Source organism: Sediminicola luteus (genome assembly GCF_002514735.1).
In the GTDB taxonomy this organism is placed as follows: domain Bacteria; phylum Bacteroidota; class Bacteroidia; order Flavobacteriales; family Flavobacteriaceae; genus HQA918.
The window spans coordinates 366142-386576 of record NZ_NBWU01000005.1 but is presented as its reverse complement, the minus strand read 5'-3'; the positions used below and the strand labels follow the sequence as shown (position 1 = coordinate 386576).

General features: G+C 48.7%; 7 protein-coding genes. All 7 read left to right on the top strand.

The genetic code is table 11. The annotated features are described in order from the left end of the window. Positions 1 to 104 precede the first annotated feature (104 nt). Positions 105 to 4145 carry a beta strand repeat-containing protein gene (locus B7P33_RS16880; protein WP_097443394.1) on the top strand — a complete coding sequence of 1347 codons (4041 nt, stop codon included), beginning with the start codon at positions 105 to 107 and terminating at the stop codon, positions 4143 to 4145. A gap of 529 nt (positions 4146 to 4674) precedes the next feature. Next, on the top strand, positions 4675 to 14421 hold the full coding sequence (locus B7P33_RS16875) for a hypothetical protein (RefSeq protein WP_141402506.1): 9747 nt from the start codon (positions 4675 to 4677) through the stop codon (positions 14419 to 14421). Positions 14422 to 14522: 101 nt separating this feature from the next. Next, positions 14523 to 14909, top strand: coding sequence for a hypothetical protein (locus B7P33_RS16870; protein WP_097443392.1), 387 nt, complete (start codon positions 14523 to 14525; stop codon positions 14907 to 14909). Beyond that, positions 14909 to 16837 (top strand): hypothetical protein, encoded by a 1929-nt coding sequence (locus B7P33_RS16865; RefSeq protein WP_141402505.1) that lies wholly within the window; start codon positions 14909 to 14911, stop codon positions 16835 to 16837. The genes B7P33_RS16870 and B7P33_RS16865 overlap by 1 nt, the downstream gene beginning before the upstream one ends. After that, positions 16838 to 18346: a hypothetical protein gene (locus B7P33_RS16860; protein WP_097443390.1), complete on the top strand. Its 1509-nt coding sequence runs from the start codon at positions 16838 to 16840 to the stop codon at positions 18344 to 18346. 115 nt (positions 18347 to 18461) lie between these two features. After that, a complete protein-coding gene (locus B7P33_RS16855) occupies positions 18462 to 19613 on the top strand; it encodes a gliding motility-associated C-terminal domain-containing protein (RefSeq protein ID WP_097443389.1) in 1152 nt (383 codons plus the stop codon). Positions 19614 to 19687: 74 nt separating this feature from the next. Further along, positions 19688 to 20428: a M15 family metallopeptidase gene (locus tag B7P33_RS16850; protein WP_097443388.1), complete on the top strand. Its 741-nt coding sequence runs from the start codon at positions 19688 to 19690 to the stop codon at positions 20426 to 20428. Positions 20429 to 20435 lie beyond the last annotated feature (7 nt).

The window sequence follows — 20435 nt, the reverse complement described above, 5'->3', positions numbered from 1 at the left end:
AGTGCTCCCGCTAATCGTTTTTTAACTACGACTAGTCCCCCGGTTTAACAGTTTCTCCGCGGATTACTCCAAATTCCCTATCCCAAACCACAAATCGGGAAGGAATGAAGAAGCGATTGACCTTGGTATTAATGGTTGTTTTAAGTGCACAACTAGCCCTAGGACAGATTAAAATCGGAGACAACCCACAAGACCTACATCCGGCATCGGTATTGGAATTGGAAAGTACCGAACGGGCCTTTGTAATACCACGGTTAAACGAAGTCCAAATGCAAGCGATCCATCCGTTGGCAGGGGCTATGGTGTATAATATCGATAGTAGCTGTGTTTACTACTATAACGGTTCATCTTGGTTAAATCTTTGTAATGCTAGTGCGCGACTTGGCGAAGCAGAGGTTGATGCCATGGTCGCCAACAACGGTTACCTGACAACAGAGGTCGATGGCAGCACCACCAACGAAATCCAGACCCTGAGTTTAAGCGGTAACGAGTTAAGCCTTTCCCGTAGTGGGGGTAGCATTACACTACCCACCGGAAGCGCAGATGGCGTAATCACCAATGTAGCCCTGAGTGGAACCTCTTTGAATTTTACCGGAAGCAATAACGGCTTCAATGCCAGTGTGGAGCTTTCTAGCCTGGACACCCAACTCAACGAAGCCCAAGTAGACAATTTCGTTGCTAATAATGGTTACCTGATAACAGAGGTCGATGGCAGCACCACCAACGAAATACAGACCCTGAGTTTAAGTGGTAACGAATTAAGCCTTTCCCGCAGTGGGGGTAGCATAACCCTGCCCACCGGAAGCGCAGATGGCGTAATCACTAATGTTGCCCTGAGTGGTTCCTCTTTAAATTTTACCGGAAGCAACAACGGCTTCAACGCCAGTGTCGACCTTTCTAGCCTGAACACCCAACTCAACGAAGCCCAAGTAGACAATTTCGTTGCCAATAACGGCTACCTAACCACTGAAGTAGATGGCAGCACCACCAACGAAATCCAGACCCTAAGTTTAAGCGGTAACGAATTAAGCCTTTCCCGTAGTGGTGGTAGCATAACCCTGCCCACCGGAAGCGCAGATGGCGTAATCACTAATGTTGCCCTGAGTGGCTCCTCTTTAAATTTTACCGGAAGCAACAACGGCTTCAACGCCAGTGTCGACCTTTCTAGCCTAGACACCCAGCTCTCCGAAACCCAAGTAGACGCTTTTGTAAACAACAACGGCTTTCTGACCGTGGAACTCGATGACGATCCTACCAACGAATTGGAACTGCCGAGTGATACAACGGCTTCAGCCGGGGATGTTTTGGTTACCGATGGCGCAGGTAACTATACATGGGCCACCCTTACCGGGGGAGGTACCGGGTTAGATACAAATGATTATATCACGGGCGGTAACTTAAACGGTCAAAACTTAGAGCTCACGGGTGGCGGAGCTGCTGGGGCCACTATTGATTTATCTGGTCTCGACACCCAACTCTCAGAAGCCCAAGTAGATTCTTTTGCAAATAACAACGGTTACCTAACTACCGAAGTAGATGGTAGCACCACCAATGAAATCCAGACCCTAAGTTTAAGTGGTAACGAATTAAGCCTTTCCCACAGTGGGGGTAGCATTACACTACCCACCGGAAGCGCAGATGGCGTAATCTCCAATGTAGCCCTGAGCGGAACCTCTTTGAATTTCACCGGAAGCAACAACGGCTTCAACGCCAGTGTCGACCTTTCTAGCCTAAACACCCAGCTCTCCGAAGCCCAAGTAGATAATTTCGTTGCCAATAACGGCTACCTAACCACTGAAGTAGATGGTAGCACCACCAATGAAATCCAGACTCTAAGTTTAAGCGGTAACGAGTTAAGCCTTTCCAGCGGTGGGGGTAGCATAACCCTGCCCACCGGAAGTGCAGATGGCGTAATCACTAATGTTGCCCTGAGTGGCTCCTCTTTAAATTTTACCGGAAGCAACAACGGCTTCAATGCCAGTGTGGAGCTTTCTAGCCTGGACACCCAACTCAATGAAGTCCAAGTAGACAATTTCGTTGCCAATAATGGTTACCTGACAACAGAGGTCGATGGTAGTACCACCAATGAAATCCAGACCCTAAGTTTAAGTGGTAACGAGTTAAGCCTTTCAAGCGGTGGTGGTAGTATTACCCTTCCCTCTGGTGGCGCAGATGGTGTTATCACAAATGTAGCCCTGAGCGGAACCTCATTAAATTTTACCGGAAGCAATAACGGCTTCAACGCCAGTGTCGACCTTTCTAGCCTAGACACCCAACTCAACGAAGCCCAAGTAGACAATTTCGTTGCCAATAATGGTTACCTGATAACAGAGGTCGATGGTAGTACCACCAATGAAATCCAGACCCTAAGTTTAAGTGGTAACGAGTTAAGCCTTTCAAGCGGTGGGGGTAGTATTACCCTTCCCTCTGGTGGCGCAGATGGTGTTATCACAAATGTAGCCCTGAGCGGAACCTCATTAAATTTCACAGGAAGCAACAACGGCTTCAACGCCAGTGTCGACCTTTCTAGCCTAAACACCCAGCTCTCCGAAGCCCAAGTAGATAATTTCGTTGCCAATAATGGTTACCTGATAACAGAGGTCGATGGTAGCACCACCAATGAAATCCAGACTCTAAGTTTAAGCGGTAACGAACTGAGCCTTTCCCGTAGTGGTGGAACCATAACACTACCCACCGGAAGCGCCGATGGCGTAATCACCAACGTAACCCTGAACGGAACCTCATTGAATTTTACCGGAAGCAATAACGGCTTCAACGCCAGTGTCGACCTTTCCGGACTGGATACCCAACTCAACGAATCACAAGTAGACAATTTCGTTGCCAATAACGGCTACCTAACCACTGAAGTAGATGGTAGTACCACCAACGAAATCCAGACCCTAAGTTTAAGCGGTAACGAGTTAAGCCTTTCCAGCGGTGGGGGTAGTATTACCCTTCCCTCTGGTGATGCCGATGGCGTAATCACTAATGTTGCCCTGAGTGGCTCCTCTTTGAATTTTACCGGAAGCAATAACGGTTTCAATGCCAGTGTCGACCTTTCTAGTCTGGACACCCAACTCAACGAAGCCCAAGTAGACAATTTCGTTGCCAATAATGGTTACCTGATAACAGAGGTCGATGGTAGCACCACCAATGAAATCCAGACCCTAAGTTTAAGTGGTAACGAGTTAAGCCTTTCAAGCGGTGGGGGTAGTATTACCCTTCCCTCTGGTGGCGCAGATGGCGTTATCACAAATGTAGCCCTGAGTGGCTCCTCATTAAATTTCACAGGAAGCAACAACGGCTTCAACGCCAGTGTCGACCTTTCTAGCCTGGACACCCAACTCAACGAAGCCCAAGTAGACAATTTCGTTGCCAATAACGGCTACCTAACCACCGAAGTAGATGGCAGCACCACCAACGAAATCCAGACCCTGAGCTTAAGTGGTAACGAATTAAGCCTATCCAAAGGTGGAGGAACCATAAGTCTTCCTTCAGGTAATATGGCCACCACCGATTTAACTTTTACAGATGTCCGACGCCATAATCTAAATGGTTTCGACATGTTTCTTAATGGAGGCAACATAGCGATTGGCACCACCAGTATGGAGCCGGGTAACACCTTGGAAGTAAATGGCCGAACAAGAAGCAATGACTACCAAGCCAGCTCAGGTTCGGCAGTCAACCCAAGTTTTCATTTCGGATCTAATGGCGGTGGTCGCGAAGGACTATATCAGCCCGAGACGGACGGACTGGGAATAGTTACAGCAGGAACGGAGGCTATTCGTATTGACCCTTATCAGAAGGTAGGTATAAACGAACCCAACCCAACATCGGTTATGGATCTTGGAGGCTCGGTAGCATTCCCGGTTCGAATTGTCAGAGGGGCCGTTACCCTTGATCAAAACGACCATACCCTAATTTATAATGGCCCTACGACAATTTCTTTACCAAATCCAGCGACTTGTCCGGGCCGCGAATATAGAATAGTATCCAGACAGTATCCTATCCAATTCGATAAACAGGTACAAAGTTTAAGGAGTCCTATTCATACCTACAATGCCAATACCCCCATTACGAATTTAGGCAGTATGACCTTAATCAGCGATGGCAACAATTGGTATGAAATTGCTCTTACCCCATAATATCTATCAGTTTACAGACCACAATATCTATCAGATCCTGGTACTTCATTCAGAAAATCTGATTGGGAAAAACGATGGGACCTTGTCTTCGGTGCCATAAAACTAGCTGGTAACTCACAACTTGGTCATAAATCATGTTGCCTCTCCTAGTGCGGAAATCGGGCGATAACACCTACTCCCTATTACCGGAAATATTCGAGAGGATCCCGGAATCAACCTTACTTCAAAAATTGGTGCTGTTTTTCGCCAAAAAAGGCCCAAAAAGATAATATAGCCCATGATTTTTATGAAAAAGTGTAATCAACACTAACAAAAATACGCTATTTAACAAGTTTTTTCTTTCATAATCGTGACTTTATCCGATAAAAAGTGTCATATATCGAAAAACAAGCAAATCCCTGATACCTCCAATTTTACGTTACACCACCCTCTACGAACGTTACACAACAAATACTTAATGGAGCAAAGGTCACAAGCTATTTTTACGCTCGAATAATTGTATACGCACTGTACCATGCAAATTTCAAACATGAAAAAGCTATTCTTGGCATTGACATTCTTATGCATCAATGTAACTATAGCCCAGGTTAAGATTGGAGATAATCCAGACACCATTGACCCAAGCTCTCTGATAGAGTTGGAAAGTACGGACAAAGCCCTGGTACTATCCAGGATGTCTGCCGCACAAATGAATGCCTTAACTCCCTTACGCGGAGCTTTGGTATATAACACGGATACTTCCTGTGTCCATTTGTTTGACGGTAGCGCTTGGCAGAACCTCTGTGCCGGTGGTAGCGGAGGTGTAACCGTTTCCGACAATGGGGATGGCACCTATTCCGTAGATGCCGGTTCTGGAGGTAACATAACCTTCAATGGGGCCAATGACACCGTAACCACCTTAACCGATAATGGAGACGGTACATTTACGTATATCAATGAAGCTGGGGATTCCACCACCATCAATACAGGCGGCGGCGGTGACGACGACGTAACCGGATTGGTTTATGCCCCGGGTTCAAATACATTGACCGTTTTAGAAGGTACCACCAGTTTTAGTGCCGACCTATCGACACTTGAGGAATCTGCTGACATCGCTGCCAACCAGGTAGCCATTGCCGCAAATACGGCCGATATAGCTACCAATACTACAAATATTGGAAACAATGCCACGGCTATTGGATTAAAAGAAGATGCCGCCAATAAGACCAATGACGGCACCTTAGCAGGAAACTCAGCAACCAATTTCCCTACCGAACAAGCCGTTAAGACCTATGTAGACACACAGGTGGGAAGCATTACTTCAGATGATGACATTACCAATGCCTCTATAGATGGTGCAAATGTGCTAAGTATTGAAGAAGGCACAACCGTTCAAACGGTAGACCTTTCTCAATTGGATGATTCCTCAGGGATAGCTGCCAATGCCGCTAATATAACTACCAACAGTACCGATATTGGGAACAATACAGCCAGTATAGTCACAAATACCACGGATATTGCTACAAACGCTACGGACATTGCGAATAATACTGCCGCTATCACGGCAAATCAAAACGCAATAAACAACCATGTGGCCGCTGATTTAGATACCGATGCCACCAACGAAATCCAAGACCTTGAAGACGTAATAGGGCAAGATGCCAGTGCAGGAGGAAATGCCATTACCAACCTGGCTGATCCTACCAATGCCCAAGATGCAGCCACCAAAAACTATGTAGATAATCTTTCAGTGGCGGATGCCGATGCCGATCCTACGAACGAACTTTCGGACGTGCAATTGACCGGTACCACTTTGGAATTGACCAATGCCGCCGCCGGGGCTACCGGGGTGGACCTTAATACCACCTTTGCAACAGATGCAGAACTGGCCGCCTTGGATACGGACGATGCAGATGCCGATCCGACCAACGAGCTTTCGGATGTGCAACTTACCGGTACCACTTTGGAACTGACCAACGCCGCTGCGGGGGCTACCGGGGTGGACCTTAATACCACCTTTGCAACAGATGCAGAACTGGCCGCCTTGGATACGGACGATGCAGATGCCGATCCGACCAACGAGCTTTCGGACGTACAATTGACCGGTACCACCTTGGAACTGACCAACGCCGCTGCCGGGGCTACCGGGGTGGACCTTAATACCACCTTTGCAACAGATGCAGAACTGGCCGCCTTGGATACGGACGATGCAGATGCCGATCCAACGAACGAACTTTCGGACGTGCAATTGACCGGTACCACTTTGGAATTGACCAATGCCGCCGCCGGGGCTACCGGGGTGGACTTGAATACCACCTTTGCCACAGATGCAGAACTGGCCGCCTTGGATACGGACGATGCAGATGCCGATCCAACGAACGAACTTTCGGATGTGCAATTGACCGGTACCAATTTGGAATTGACCAACGCCGCTGCCGGGGCCACTGGGGTGGACTTAAATACCACCTTCGCCACAGATGCCGAATTGGCCGCTTTGGATACCGATGATGCCGATGCCGACCCTACGAACGAACTTTCGGATGTGCAATTGACCGGTACCACTTTGGAACTGACCAATGCCGCCGCCGGGGCTACCGGGGTGGATCTTAATACCACCTTTGCCACGGATGCAGAATTGGCCGCTTTGGATACCGATGATGCCGATGCCGATCCGACCAACGAACTTTCGGACGTGCAATTGACCGGTACCACTTTAGAATTGACCAACGCCGCTGCTGGGGCAACCGGGGTAGACCTTAATACCACCTTTGCCACAGATGCAGAACTGGCCGCTTTGGATACGGACGATGCAGATGCCGATCCAACGAACGAACTTTCGGACGTGCAATTGACCGGTACCAATTTGGAATTGACCAACGCCGCTGCCGGGGCAACCGGGGTAGACCTCAATACCACCTTCGCCACAGATGCAGAACTGGCCGCCTTGGATACCGATGATGCCGATGCCGATCCTACGAACGAACTTTCGGATTTAGATTTAACCGGTAATCAGCTTACATTGACCAATGCCGCCACAGGTGCAACTGGAGTAGATCTAACGACTTATCTTGATAATACGGATGATCAAAATGCCACCGAAGTTTTGTTAAGTCCTGGAGTGGACATTGATGGCGATGGTACTGCTGAAACCACTGTTCAGGAAGCATTGGAGGAAACAGCAGTAGAAATTGCCACTTTTGCAGCCTCAACAGATGACGATATTACCGGTGTGAATTATGCCAGTGGTACCCAGACCTTAACCGTATTGGAAGGCGCCACTTCATTTAGTGCCAATTTATCAGACTTGGAAGAATCCGCAGATATTGCCATTAATGCCGGTAATATTGCTACCAATACTACAAACATTGGTAATAATACTACTGCTATCAATAATCATATTTTAGCAGATACCGATACCGATTCTACGAACGAGCTTTCGGATGTGCAATTGACCGGTACTACTTTGGAACTGACCAACGCCGCTGCGGGGGCTACCGGGGTGGACCTTAATACCACCTTCGCCACGGATGCAGAACTGGCCACTTTGGATACGGACGATGCAGATGCCGATCCGACGAACGAGCTTTCGGACGTGCAATTGACCGGTACCACTTTAGAATTGACCAACGCCGCTGCTGGGGCTACCGGGGTAGACCTTAACACCACCTTTGCAACAGATGCAGAACTGGCCGCCTTGGATACGGACGATGCCGATGCCGATCCAACGAACGAGCTTTCGGACGTTCAACTTACAGGTACCACTTTGGAATTGACAAACGCCGCTGCCGGGGCAACCGGGGTGGACCTTAATACCACCTTCGCCACGGACGCCGAACTGGCCGCTTTGGATACGGACGATGCAGATGCCGATCCGACCAACGAGCTTTCGGACGTGCAATTGACCGGTACCACTTTGGAACTGACCAATGCCGCCGCCGGGGCTACCGGGGTGGATCTTAATACCACCTTTGCCACGGATGCAGAATTGGCCGCTTTGGATACCGATGATGCCGATGCCGATCCGACCAACGAACTTTCGGACGTGCAATTGACCGGTACCACTTTAGAATTGACCAACGCCGCTGCCGGGGCCACTGGGGTGGACTTAAATACCACCTTCGCCACAGATGCAGAATTGGCCGCTTTGGATACCGATGATGCCGATGCCGACCCTACGAACGAACTTTCGGATGTGCAATTGACCGGTACCACTTTGGAACTGACCAATGCCGCCGCCGGGGCTACCGGGGTGGACCTTAATACCACCTTTGCCACAGATGCAGAACTGGCCGCCTTGGATACGGACGATGCAGATGCCGATCCAACGAACGAACTTTCGGATGTGCAATTGACCGGTACCACTTTGGAACTGACCAATGCCGCTGCCGGGGCTACCGGGGTGGACCTTAATACCACCTTCGCCACGGATGCAGAATTGGCCGCTTTGGATACCGATGATGCCGATGCCGATCCAACGAACGAACTTTCCGATGTCCAATTGACCGGTACCACTTTGGAACTGACAAACGCCGCTGCCGGGGCTACTGGGGTAAATCTTAATACCACCTTTGCCACGGATGCAGAATTGGCCGCTTTGGATACCGATGATGCAGATGCCGATCCGACCAACGAGCTTTCGGACGTGCAATTGACCGGTACCACTTTGGAACTGACAAACGCCGCCGCCGGGGCTACCGGGGTAGACCTTAATACCACCTTCGCAACAGATGCCGAATTGGCCGCCTTGGATACCGATGATGCCGATGCCGATCCGACCAACGAACTTTCGGATGTGCAATTGACCGGTACCACTTTGGAACTGACCAACGCCGCTGCCGGGGCAACCGGGGTAGATCTTAATACCACCTTTGCCACAGATGCCGAATTGGCCGCCTTGGATACGGACGATGCCGATGCCGATCCTACGAATGAACATAACACAGGAAGCGGAATCGCAGCAGGTGCCATTTCCATTACTGATGGAGGCGGAACTGAAACCATAGGATTGATAAGTGCCGATGCCAACAACGACTTGGCAGCTGGATCAGATGGTGCTCTATACCTTAACGTAGCTTCAGTAACTATTGCAGAAACCATAACCAACTTGGTTGACAATAACAATGGTACCATTACATATACCAATGAAAATGGTGTTTCACAAACAGTCAACAAAGCCGACCTTACAGATAATTCGGATGGCACCTATACTTTCGATAATGGAGATGGTAGTACCATAACCTTTACTGGGACCGACAATCAAGACCTAGAGGATGTAATAGGAATAGATGCTAGTGCTGGCGGGAATGCCATAACCAATTTGGCCGACCCTACCAATGCCCAAGATGCCGCAACAAAGGCTTATGTAGATGCACTAAATGTCGATGACGCTGATGCAAACCCAAACAACGAAATCCAAGATTTAACCTTCAATGCAGGAGTAATTGCACTAAGCCTAGATCCTGGTGCGACAACAATTGACCTGAGTTCATACGATACCAATGCCGCAGACGACTTCGACGGTGCCTGGGGTAGCCTTACCGGCATTCCAGCGGATATCGCCGATGGGGACGATGACACTACCTATTCCGCCGGAGCGGGTATGACCCTCACTGGGACTACCTTTGCCGTGGACAACAGTACCATTGCCGCCGATTGGACCAACATTACCAGTATCCCAGCAGGTTTTGCCGATAACGTGGATAACGATACACAATTGACCGATGCCCAGGTAGCAACCGCCGTTAACAATGAATTCCCTAACCTTGATACCGATGCCACAGATGATTTCGATGGCGCTTGGGGTAGCCTTACCGGCATTCCAGCGGATATCGCCGATGGGGACGATGACACTACCTATTCCGCCGGAGCGGGCATGACCCTCACCGGGACTACCTTTGCCGTGGACAACAGTACCATTGCCGCCGATTGGACCAATATTACCAGCATTCCTGCCGGTTTTGCCGATAACGTGGATAACGATACACAATTGACCGATGCCCAAGTGGCAACCGCCGTTAACAACGAGTTCCCTAACCTTGATACAGATGCCACAGATGATTTCGATGGTGCCTGGGGAAGTCTTACCGGAATCCCGGCCAACTTGGACCTTGATGCCACCGACGACTTTGACGGTGCTTGGGGTAGCCTTACCGGCATTCCAGCGGATATCGCCGATGGGGACGATGACACTACCTATTCCGCCGGAGCGGGCATGACCCTCACCGGGACTACCTTCGCCGTGGACAACAGTACCATTGCCGCCGATTGGACCAATATTACCAGCATTCCTGCCGGTTTTGCCGATAACGTGGATAACGATACCCAATTGACCGATGCCCAGGTAGCCACGGCCGTTAACAACGAATTCCCCAACCTTGATACCGATGCCACAGATGATTTCGATGGTGCTTGGGGTAGCCTTACCGGCATTCCAGCGGATATCGCCGATGGGGACGATGACACTACCTATTCCGCCGGAGCGGGTATGACCCTCACCGGGACTACCTTTGCCGTGGACAACAGTACCATTGCCGCCGATTGGACCAACATTACCAGCATCCCAGCAGGTTTTGCCGATAACGTGGATAACGATACGCAACTGACCGATGCACAGGTGGCAACCGCCGTTAACAACGAGTTCCCCAACCTCGATACCGATGCCACAGATGATTTCGATGGTGCCTGGGGTAGCCTTACCGGCATTCCAGCGGATATCGCCGATGGGGACGATGACACTACCTATTCCGCCGGAGCGGGCATGACCCTCACCGGGACTACCTTTGCCGTGGACAACAGTACCATTGCCGCCGATTGGACCAACATTACCAGCATCCCAGCAGGTTTTGCCGATAACGTGGATAACGATACACAATTGACCGATGCCCAAGTGGCAACCGCCGTTAACAATGAATTCCCTAACCTCGATACCGATGCCACCGATGATTTCGATGGCGCTTGGGGAAGTCTTACCGGAATCCCGGCCAACTTGGACCTTGATGCCACTGACGATTTTGACGGTGCTTGGGGTAGCCTTACCGGCATTCCAGCGGATATCGCCGATGGGGACGATGACACTACCTATTCCGCCGGAGCGGGTATGACCCTCACTGGAACTACCTTCGCCGTGGACAACAGTACCATTGCCGCCGATTGGACCAACATTACCAGTATCCCAGCAGGTTTTGCCGATAACGTGGATAACGATACACAATTGACCGATGCCCAGGTAGCAACCGCCGTTAACAATGAATTCCCTAACCTTGATACCGATGCCACAGATGATTTCGATGGCGCTTGGGGAAGTCTTACCGGAATCCCGGCCAACTTGGACCTTGATGCCACTGACGACTTTGACGGTGCCTGGGGTAGTCTAACTGGCATCCCGGCAGATATCGCCGACGGGGATGACGATACCACCTATTCCGCCGGAGCGGGTATGACCCTCACCGGGACTACCTTTGCCGTGGACAACAGTACCATTGCCGCCGATTGGACCAACATTACCAGCATTCCTGCCGGTTTTGCCGATAACGTGGATAACGATACGCAACTGACCGATGCCCAGGTGGCAACCGCCGTTAACAATGAATTCCCTAACCTCGATACCGATGCTACCGATGATTTCGATGGTGCTTGGGGTAGTCTTACCGGAATCCCGGCCAACTTGGACCTTGATGCTACCGACGACTTCGACGGTGCCTGGGGTAGCCTTACCGGCATTCCAGCGGATATCGCCGATGGGGACGATGACACAACCTATTCCGCCGGGGCGGGTATGACCCTCACTGGGACTACCTTTGCCGTGGACAACAGTACCATTGCCGCCGATTGGACCAATATTACCAGCATTCCTGCCGGTTTTGCCGATAACGTGGATAACGATACCCAATTGACCGATGCCCAGGTAGCCACGGCCGTTAACAACGAGTTCCCCAACCTTGATACCGATGCCACCGATGACTTCGATGGCGCCTGGGGAAGTCTTACCGGAATCCCGGCCAACTTGGACCTTGATGCCACCGACGACTTTGACGGTGCTTGGGGTAGCCTTACCGGCATTCCAGCGGATATCGCCGATGGGGACGATGACACTACCTATTCCGCCGGAGCGGGTATGACCCTCACTGGGACTACCTTCGCCGTGGACAACAGTACCATTGCCGCCGATTGGACCAACATTACCAGTATCCCAGCAGGTTTTGCCGATAACGTGGATAACGATACACAATTGACCGATGCCCAGGTAGCAACCGCCGTTAACAATGAATTCCCTAACCTTGATACCGATGCCACAGATGATTTCGATGGCGCTTGGGGTAGCCTTACCGGCATTCCAGCGGATATCGCCGATGGGGACGATGACACTACCTATTCCGCCGGAGCGGGCATGACCCTCACCGGGACTACCTTTGCCGTGGACAACAGTACCATTGCCGCCGATTGGACCAACATTACCAGCATCCCAGCAGGTTTTGCCGATAACGTGGATAACGATACACAATTGACCGATGCCCAGGTAGCCACGGCCGTTAACAACGAGTTCCCCAACCTTGATACCGATGCCACAGATGATTTCGATGGTGCTTGGGGTAGCCTTACCGGCATTCCAGCGGATATCGCCGATGGGGACGATGACACTACCTATTCCGCCGGAGCGGGTATGACCCTCACCGGGACTACCTTCGCCGTGGACAACAGTACCATTGCCGCCGATTGGACCAACATTACCAGTATCCCAGCAGGTTTTGCCGATAACGTGGATAACGATACACAATTGACCGATGCCCAAGTGGCAACCGCCGTTAACAATGAATTCCCTAACCTTGATACCGATGCCACAGATGATTTCGATGGCGCTTGGGGAAGTCTTACCGGAATCCCGGCCAACTTGGACCTTGATGCCACTGACGACTTTGACGGTGCCTGGGGTAGCCTTACCGGCATTCCAGCGGATATCGCCGATGGGGACGATGACACTACCTATTCCGCCGGAGCGGGTATGACCCTCACTGGAACTACCTTCGCCGTGGACAACAGTACCATTGCCGCCGATTGGACCAACATTACCAGTATCCCAGCAGGTTTTGCCGATAACGTGGATAACGATACACAACTGACCGATGCCCAGGTGGCCACGGCCGTTAACAACGAGTTCCCTAACCTTGATACAGATGCCACAGATGATTTCGATGGTGCCTGGGGTAGCCTCACCGGCATTCCAGCGGATATCGCCGACGGGGATGACGACACTACCTATTCCGCCGGAACCAATATTTCATTATCTGGTACCACCTTCAATGTTCCAAACCTAGGGGGTGATGTTACAGGTACCTTAGCCGCCAATACTATCGCCAATGATGCGGTAACATCCGCAAAAATCGATGATGGCACCATTGCTTCTACCGATCTTAGTGCGCTTGGAGCCACCGCTGCCGGACAAGTTTTAAAATGGGATGGATCGGCTTGGAGTGCCGATACCGATGGCGGAGACAACCTGTATTCTGCCAATGGCACCCTAAGTGGCGCAAGAACGGTTGATGGCGGAGGAAACAGCCTAACGATCAATAATGTTAGTGACCTTCAATTGGCTGCTACGAACAATATTCAAATCAGTGCCTCTAACGTCTTACAATTAACTGGTCCGAATGCTGTACAGATCTCAGGTGCAAGCGGAATCGATTTACAAAACAATACAGATGTAACAGGTACATTAGGTATCACTGGACAAACCACCATTAATGTTGGTGCCACCTCTACTACCCTACCAACCGACAGGGGAACCGACGGACAGGTTCTTACTACCGATGGTTCTGGAGCGGCCACCTGGCAAACCGTATTTAGTCCGACCATGGCCGAAGTATATTTGGCCTCTAGTGGCACGGGTGTTACGTTGAACAATAATCCTTTTGCCACGGCACAGACCATTACCTATGGTACCAATGGCATTGTAGATACAGGATACACCACATCTGCTACCGCTATTACGATTCCGGCCGACGGGCGTTATCGTATCACTTTTAGGGCCACGGCCCAAGTAGCCGGTACAGGAACCGCTGGCGGGAATACCAGAACCGGGGCGGAATTCCAATTATACAACGGTACAACGGCCATTGCGGGAACCTTGGCAGCCACCTACCATAGAAATGCCGATGTAGACAAAAGCTCGGCTACCATCGTAAAGATCGTTCAACTTTCGTCTGGTGACGCCATCTCCGTAAGGGGGCGTAGATACTCAAGTAAGGGTACGATCAACATCGTACCAGATGGAACATCTTTATTGGTAGAAAGAATAAAGTAATCTTACAGATGGGAGCGAATGGCCTTTACCTTCCGATTATATCAGGTACAGTGCTATAATACAGGAAACACCATTCAATCCCATCTTTTTTCATATTGGAAATGAAACACCTATTGCTATTTATTTGCTTGGGACTATCTGTAACCCTTCATGCACAAACCGATCGAACTGAAGCCCAGATCAATGATTTGATTACCAATAACACCGCCATATCCGGTGATATGTACCACGATACGGATAATAACCTGTACTATATGGGTCTTGACTCAGGTGGATTACAATTGGTTTCTGATTTTATGGCCTTGGAAATTTCGAACGAACAATTGTTCGAAAACGCCAATTACATTTACATCTCTATGCAAAAAGGCACCAATGCCTATGTGGTTAATCGTTACGATAAAAGCGACATAAACCAAGAAGACCAAGCTACGGGGACCGGTGCACAACCTTCTGATTTAGCCAGTGTTGAAGCCTTAACCTACAATTGATGCGACTACTACTCTCTTTTTTCCTATTCAGTCTCACTTCAATGTATGGGCAGGCCACTTTGGAAGGATATACCGGGGTCTCGCGAAGTGGATCGAGATATCAAGTCAGCCAAGATGTTTACGTCAATAGTACCATTGCCAATATTAGTGACGCCACTATTTTGATTCGAAACAACGGACGTTTACGGTTCGGGCCAAATGCCCAAGCTGTTTTTGGCGAAGTAGATGGCGTAGGTGACGATGGCCTACCCAAGGTAAAAGGACGCGTTCTAATCATTGAGGAATCGAACTCCGTAACCCATGGGGTTGATAATTACAACAACGGAAACGCCCGTTTTCAAAGCGGATGTGATATAACCCTAAATGGGGTAACCTGGATATCCAAAACCAGTAGTCGGAGTGATTTCGACATTCGAACGGGTGCTACGGTGCGTTTTAACAATTCCGAGATAGTCTTGGATGGCGCCAACAATACCTTTGTTCATTTTGCCAGTGCCGATGTTGAGATCAACGGCTTACGAATTGACAATCAAAGAGGCCAAGTAGCCTTGGAATTTGCTCGTGATGGTATTCCAACGGTTCTTAATGGGCTAGATCTTGTAGATAACAATCCTACCTCATCACACCGTCATTTTGTTTTTATAAACAATACCGATACCCGCTACCAACTTGATAACTTTAAATCGCGTAACGTATCCATACATGAAGGCTCCGGTTTTATTGCCCAATTGAACAATCCGTTGGGCAATATCCCAAAAGGATCAAGTACAGGAGGTGTTTTGGAAGTACACCGCGATGTTAACATCAATGCCGTTCGTGAAGATGGTAGCGCTGCCGCGGGAGTTCGCCTTTTAGTGGAACGTATCGGCGGAACCGCCTATACCCAAAACCTAAACCTCGATGGCAATGGGGAACAAACCGTTCGTTTATTACAATATCTCGTGCCCCATGGCACCTTAACGGCCAGCCAACAGAACAATTACAGTATCGGATTATTGGATTACAATCTGCGTCTCTACGCCAACAACCATACCGTAGATTTTGTTCCGGGGGTCAATGGTGAGAACTATATCTCTAACGTGCTATTGTTCAACGATAGCAACATTACGGAACAAAATCCGGCCAATGCGGCGACCATTGCAGGCATTGCCGTTGACCATGTAGCCGAGACCATAACGGTTTCGGCCAATATCGATCTTTGCCAACTGTACGATTACCTGAAATGGGAAAAGGTAAGCACCAGTCCCTACTCCCCTACGCTAAACAGCTTGGCCGCAACGGTATCGGGGGGTACCTTGGATATCGGCAACTATCAACTGGTAATTACCGGGACCAATAAGGTGGCTGCCTGTGATAAATTCAATAAAGTACAAAGTAATGTGGTCGGTACCATTCCGGATCCGACGAACAATTTGGCCATTGCCTTTACCGATCCCAACGGCTCATATAAGTTGGTCCGATTGAGCAACCTACAAAACAACGTACTCACCCTTACCGATAACAACAGTAGTACGGAACTGGCCAATTTTCCCAATATTTCGGGGGTTTATAGCTTGGTTACCCAAAGTAACAGTAATTCCGTAAGTGTAAAGGCTACCCGAGATGGCTATTCGAATTGGGCCGTAGACCTCGATTTAAGCAATGGGGACGACGTTTTCAGTTTTGTGGTGGTACAGAGTAGTTTGGCAGGTAATGCCGCTACCCTGGCCAATCAGGAAAGTATTAAATTTTTATTGCACAAAATGCTTCAGCATTCTTCGGGTATTAAAGCCACCATCGGCGATCAAAGTAGCACCCCTATCAACCTGACGACCAATTCGATCTCAGGCTCAGCACCCGCTGAGGAAAACCAAGAAGAAATCATCCAATTGGCCCAAAGAGTCTTATTGAACACCACTGTAATCAAAAATCAACTTGGCAATAATTAAATGAAACTACGTAGCGTTCATAGCATTTGGTTCATCTTGGCACTACTAGGGGCAAATCTAGGGTTCGGACAAACCTCCGTTACCCAAGCCAGTGTTGCAGGAATTTCCGATGCAGGTGAAGGTGATCTATACCTAACCTCTGACACTGACAGGTTGTATATGGGAATCCAAACGGGTACCTTAAGGGAAATTGGTACGAACGGAAATGGTAGTTCTTGGTTATTGGGTGGTAATACTTCGGTTACTACCGGTCAGTTTTTGGGCATTATCAATGACCAGGTATTTGAAATACGCTCGAACAATCTACCCATGCTCCGGTTTGGTAGAAGACAAACCCTTGGTTTAACACAAGGTTTTCCCGATTATGACGATAACGACCAACCTTTAGTGCTATTAAATGGGAACGGGAGCACCTCCGCCTTACAGTTTACCGCATCGGGGGCCAGTTTTTATCGGCCCATGTTCTTTACCACGACCAATGGTAGTTTCCGTTTAAAGGGAAGTGCTGGTGGTACCGACCTTTTTGAAATGGGCTCGGCCGGAAACGCTAACAATGGCCGTATGGAGTTCATCATAGGTGACGACGGAAACGAACCCTTCATCTTTAAACGATACGATTACCGGAACGGCCGTTTCCATACCGAGTTTTTCAGGGTTCAGGGAAGTGACGGAAGTGCAAACGCCAAAACCCGTTTTGGTATCAACATCAATCCGGCCCAAGTAGCCATACCCGCCAATTACTACGATGTACCCGATGCCGGGTCCATGGCCAATTCCACCCTTCAGATAGGAGGTTCTTTGGCTACCGCAATCGTTACCACTTCGGGAAACCTAACCCTAAACGAAGACCATTACTCGGTTATTCTAGGTGGCAACCATAGCTTAGGGTTACCACCGGCCTCTAGTTGTACGGGACGGGTGTATATGATAAAAAACCCGAACGCTTTTGCCACTACCATTTCGGCTTATACCAATACAGCCGGAACAACGGGAATCGGTACGGTGAACAACAACAGCGTCCTTTGGTTACAAAGTGATGGTACCCAATGGCAACAGATCAACCAAAATGGCGGAAACCTTATAAAACATGCCGAGTACGGGTTCGGATCGGCCCTAGAATTGAATACCGCCTCGCTAACGGCCAAGGATTTTTTCAGCACCGAGATCAGCAACGATGGTATGGTAACCCGGACCAATAACAGTACCTTACGTATTGATGAGGCCGGAATCTACCAAATAACCTTTAACAGTAGTATAAATACCATAAACCCAAGAACCAATGTATGGGTTCAATTGTTTGTGAACAACGCGGCGAGTAGGGTAGTTTCGGCGAATAACTATAAACGGAATTTAGATGGGCACCAAACCGCTTCAGCTAATTTCAGTGTAGTTTTACGCCTCTCCCAGAACGACACCTTACAAATACGAACTCAACGTGAGGCCAATTCGGGTAACTCACAGGCACAACCGGCCACTAGCTTGTTTACGCTTACGAAAATGGGGGATTAATAACCGAAGGTTGGGTAACCGGATTTCCGCCCAACTCATCGAAAAAAGGGAGAAAACGCCCTTAAACGAACAATTTTTAAAGGAATTCTACGATTAAGTATATGAAGATTACGCCATGAATAAAAATTGGTTTTATTTACTTTTACTGATACCACTGACCATATCGGCACAAAACGCCGTGCATCATTTTGGTGGTATGCGTATTCACGAAAATGCCACTGTCGGTTTCCATACCGACTTGGTAAATGATGGCAGTTTCGACCAAAACCGTGGTTTGGTAGGCTTTTACAGCAGTTCCGGCCTGCGGAACCTATCGGGAACCTTTACCCCTAAATTTGAGGATGTAGAATTCGCAACCGATGGCGGTTTTAATTTAGAAATTCCTTTGTTAGTAGATAACAATGCCAATTTTATTTCGGGTAATATTATTACCGACAAGGCATTTCCCACTATCTATCTAGGGTTTACTACCGATGGCTTTTATGTGGGTCAAGGTGCCAATACCAAGGTTTACGGCTACAGTGCCGTTACCGCACAATCCGACTTTACTTTTCCGGTTGGTTTGGAAGGCAGGTTACGTCCGCTAATGCTTAATTCTTCTGACCTTAATGTATTGGCCAAATGTGCCTATTTCTTTGAAAACCCGAATAGCCCATCTACTTCGCCCGTAGCTTTCGACACCGATAGTAAAGAGGGTGATATTGTAAGAATCAGTGATGTAGAATATTGGAAACTCGAAGGTAGTTTGCCTTCAAATATTACAATTGGTTGGGATGCGTTTAGTCAAATTGGTCTATTGGCCAGCGATATTAACGACCTCGTTGTGGTTGGCTGGGACCGCGATGCCCAACAATGGGTAAACCTAGGCAATATTCAAGCCGATGGTGATTTGACCACCGGGGCCATTACCTCACAGAATTTTGTCCCTAACGAATATACTGCCCTATCTTTTGGTAGTCTTTCCAATGTAATCAGTGAATCGGATCTAGCCAATTATATTCTAAGTCCGAATGGCGATGGCATCAACGATTTTCTAGAAATTGCTGCCACCGAAGATTCCCCGAACAATCTTTTATCAATATATAACCGCCATGGAGGCTTGGTTTTCCAACAAGAAGATTATTCCGATGAATTCGTGGGTAAAGCCAATCAGGGTATTGTATACGATAAAGGTTCCGGGTTGCCTTCTGGTGTTTACTTTTATGTGATTGAACTTAAGGACACCGGAATAAAACATCAAGGATATTTACACCTTACCTCTCAATAAACCGTATTCAAGGGGATAGTTCGTCCCCAAACGAACATCATATATCCTTTTGAAAATTAAACACACACAGGGCCATGGAACGCAGAAAATTTATAAGGAACAGTACCGTTTTCGGTTTAGGATTAGGTTTGATACCCCATCATATTTGGGCCAACGGCTTTACCACGGAATACAGTATTCCCGAGCTTATGGGTAAGGCCAGTATACCACTTTCTGGCGATAAGGGTGGGCAATTACGACCTGAGGCCTTTGAGGCTTTCCAAAAAATGAAAAAGAAAGCCTACCAAGATGGCATAACCTTGAAAATCGCCTCAGGATATCGCAGTTTTGAAAGACAAGAAGGGATTTGGGAACGGAAGTTTATATCCTATACCCGCGACGGGTTGGAACCCATGGACGCCATCGAGAAAATCATTGAGTATTCTACCATTCCTGGTACAAGTAGGCATCATTGGGGTACCGATGCCGACATAATTGATTCTAGCAAACCAGTAAAAGGCGATGTTTTAGACCCTCAAAAGTTCGAGGAAGGCGGTCCTTATGCCGATCAAAAAAAATGGATGGACCAACATGCCGAATCTTTCGGATTTCATTTAGTATATACAGACAACCCAAGACGAAGGGGTTTTAAATACGAGCCTTGGCATTACACCTATGCCCCACTCTCAAAACCTATGTTGGAACAATACCGAAGTATAAACATCTTGGCCGAATATAAAGCCGAATACTTCGAGGGGGCCGAGTACTTTACCGGACCTTTCCTTAAAAACTATATTCAAGACCATATACTGGACATTAATCCAGATCTTTTGTAGTTTAGGG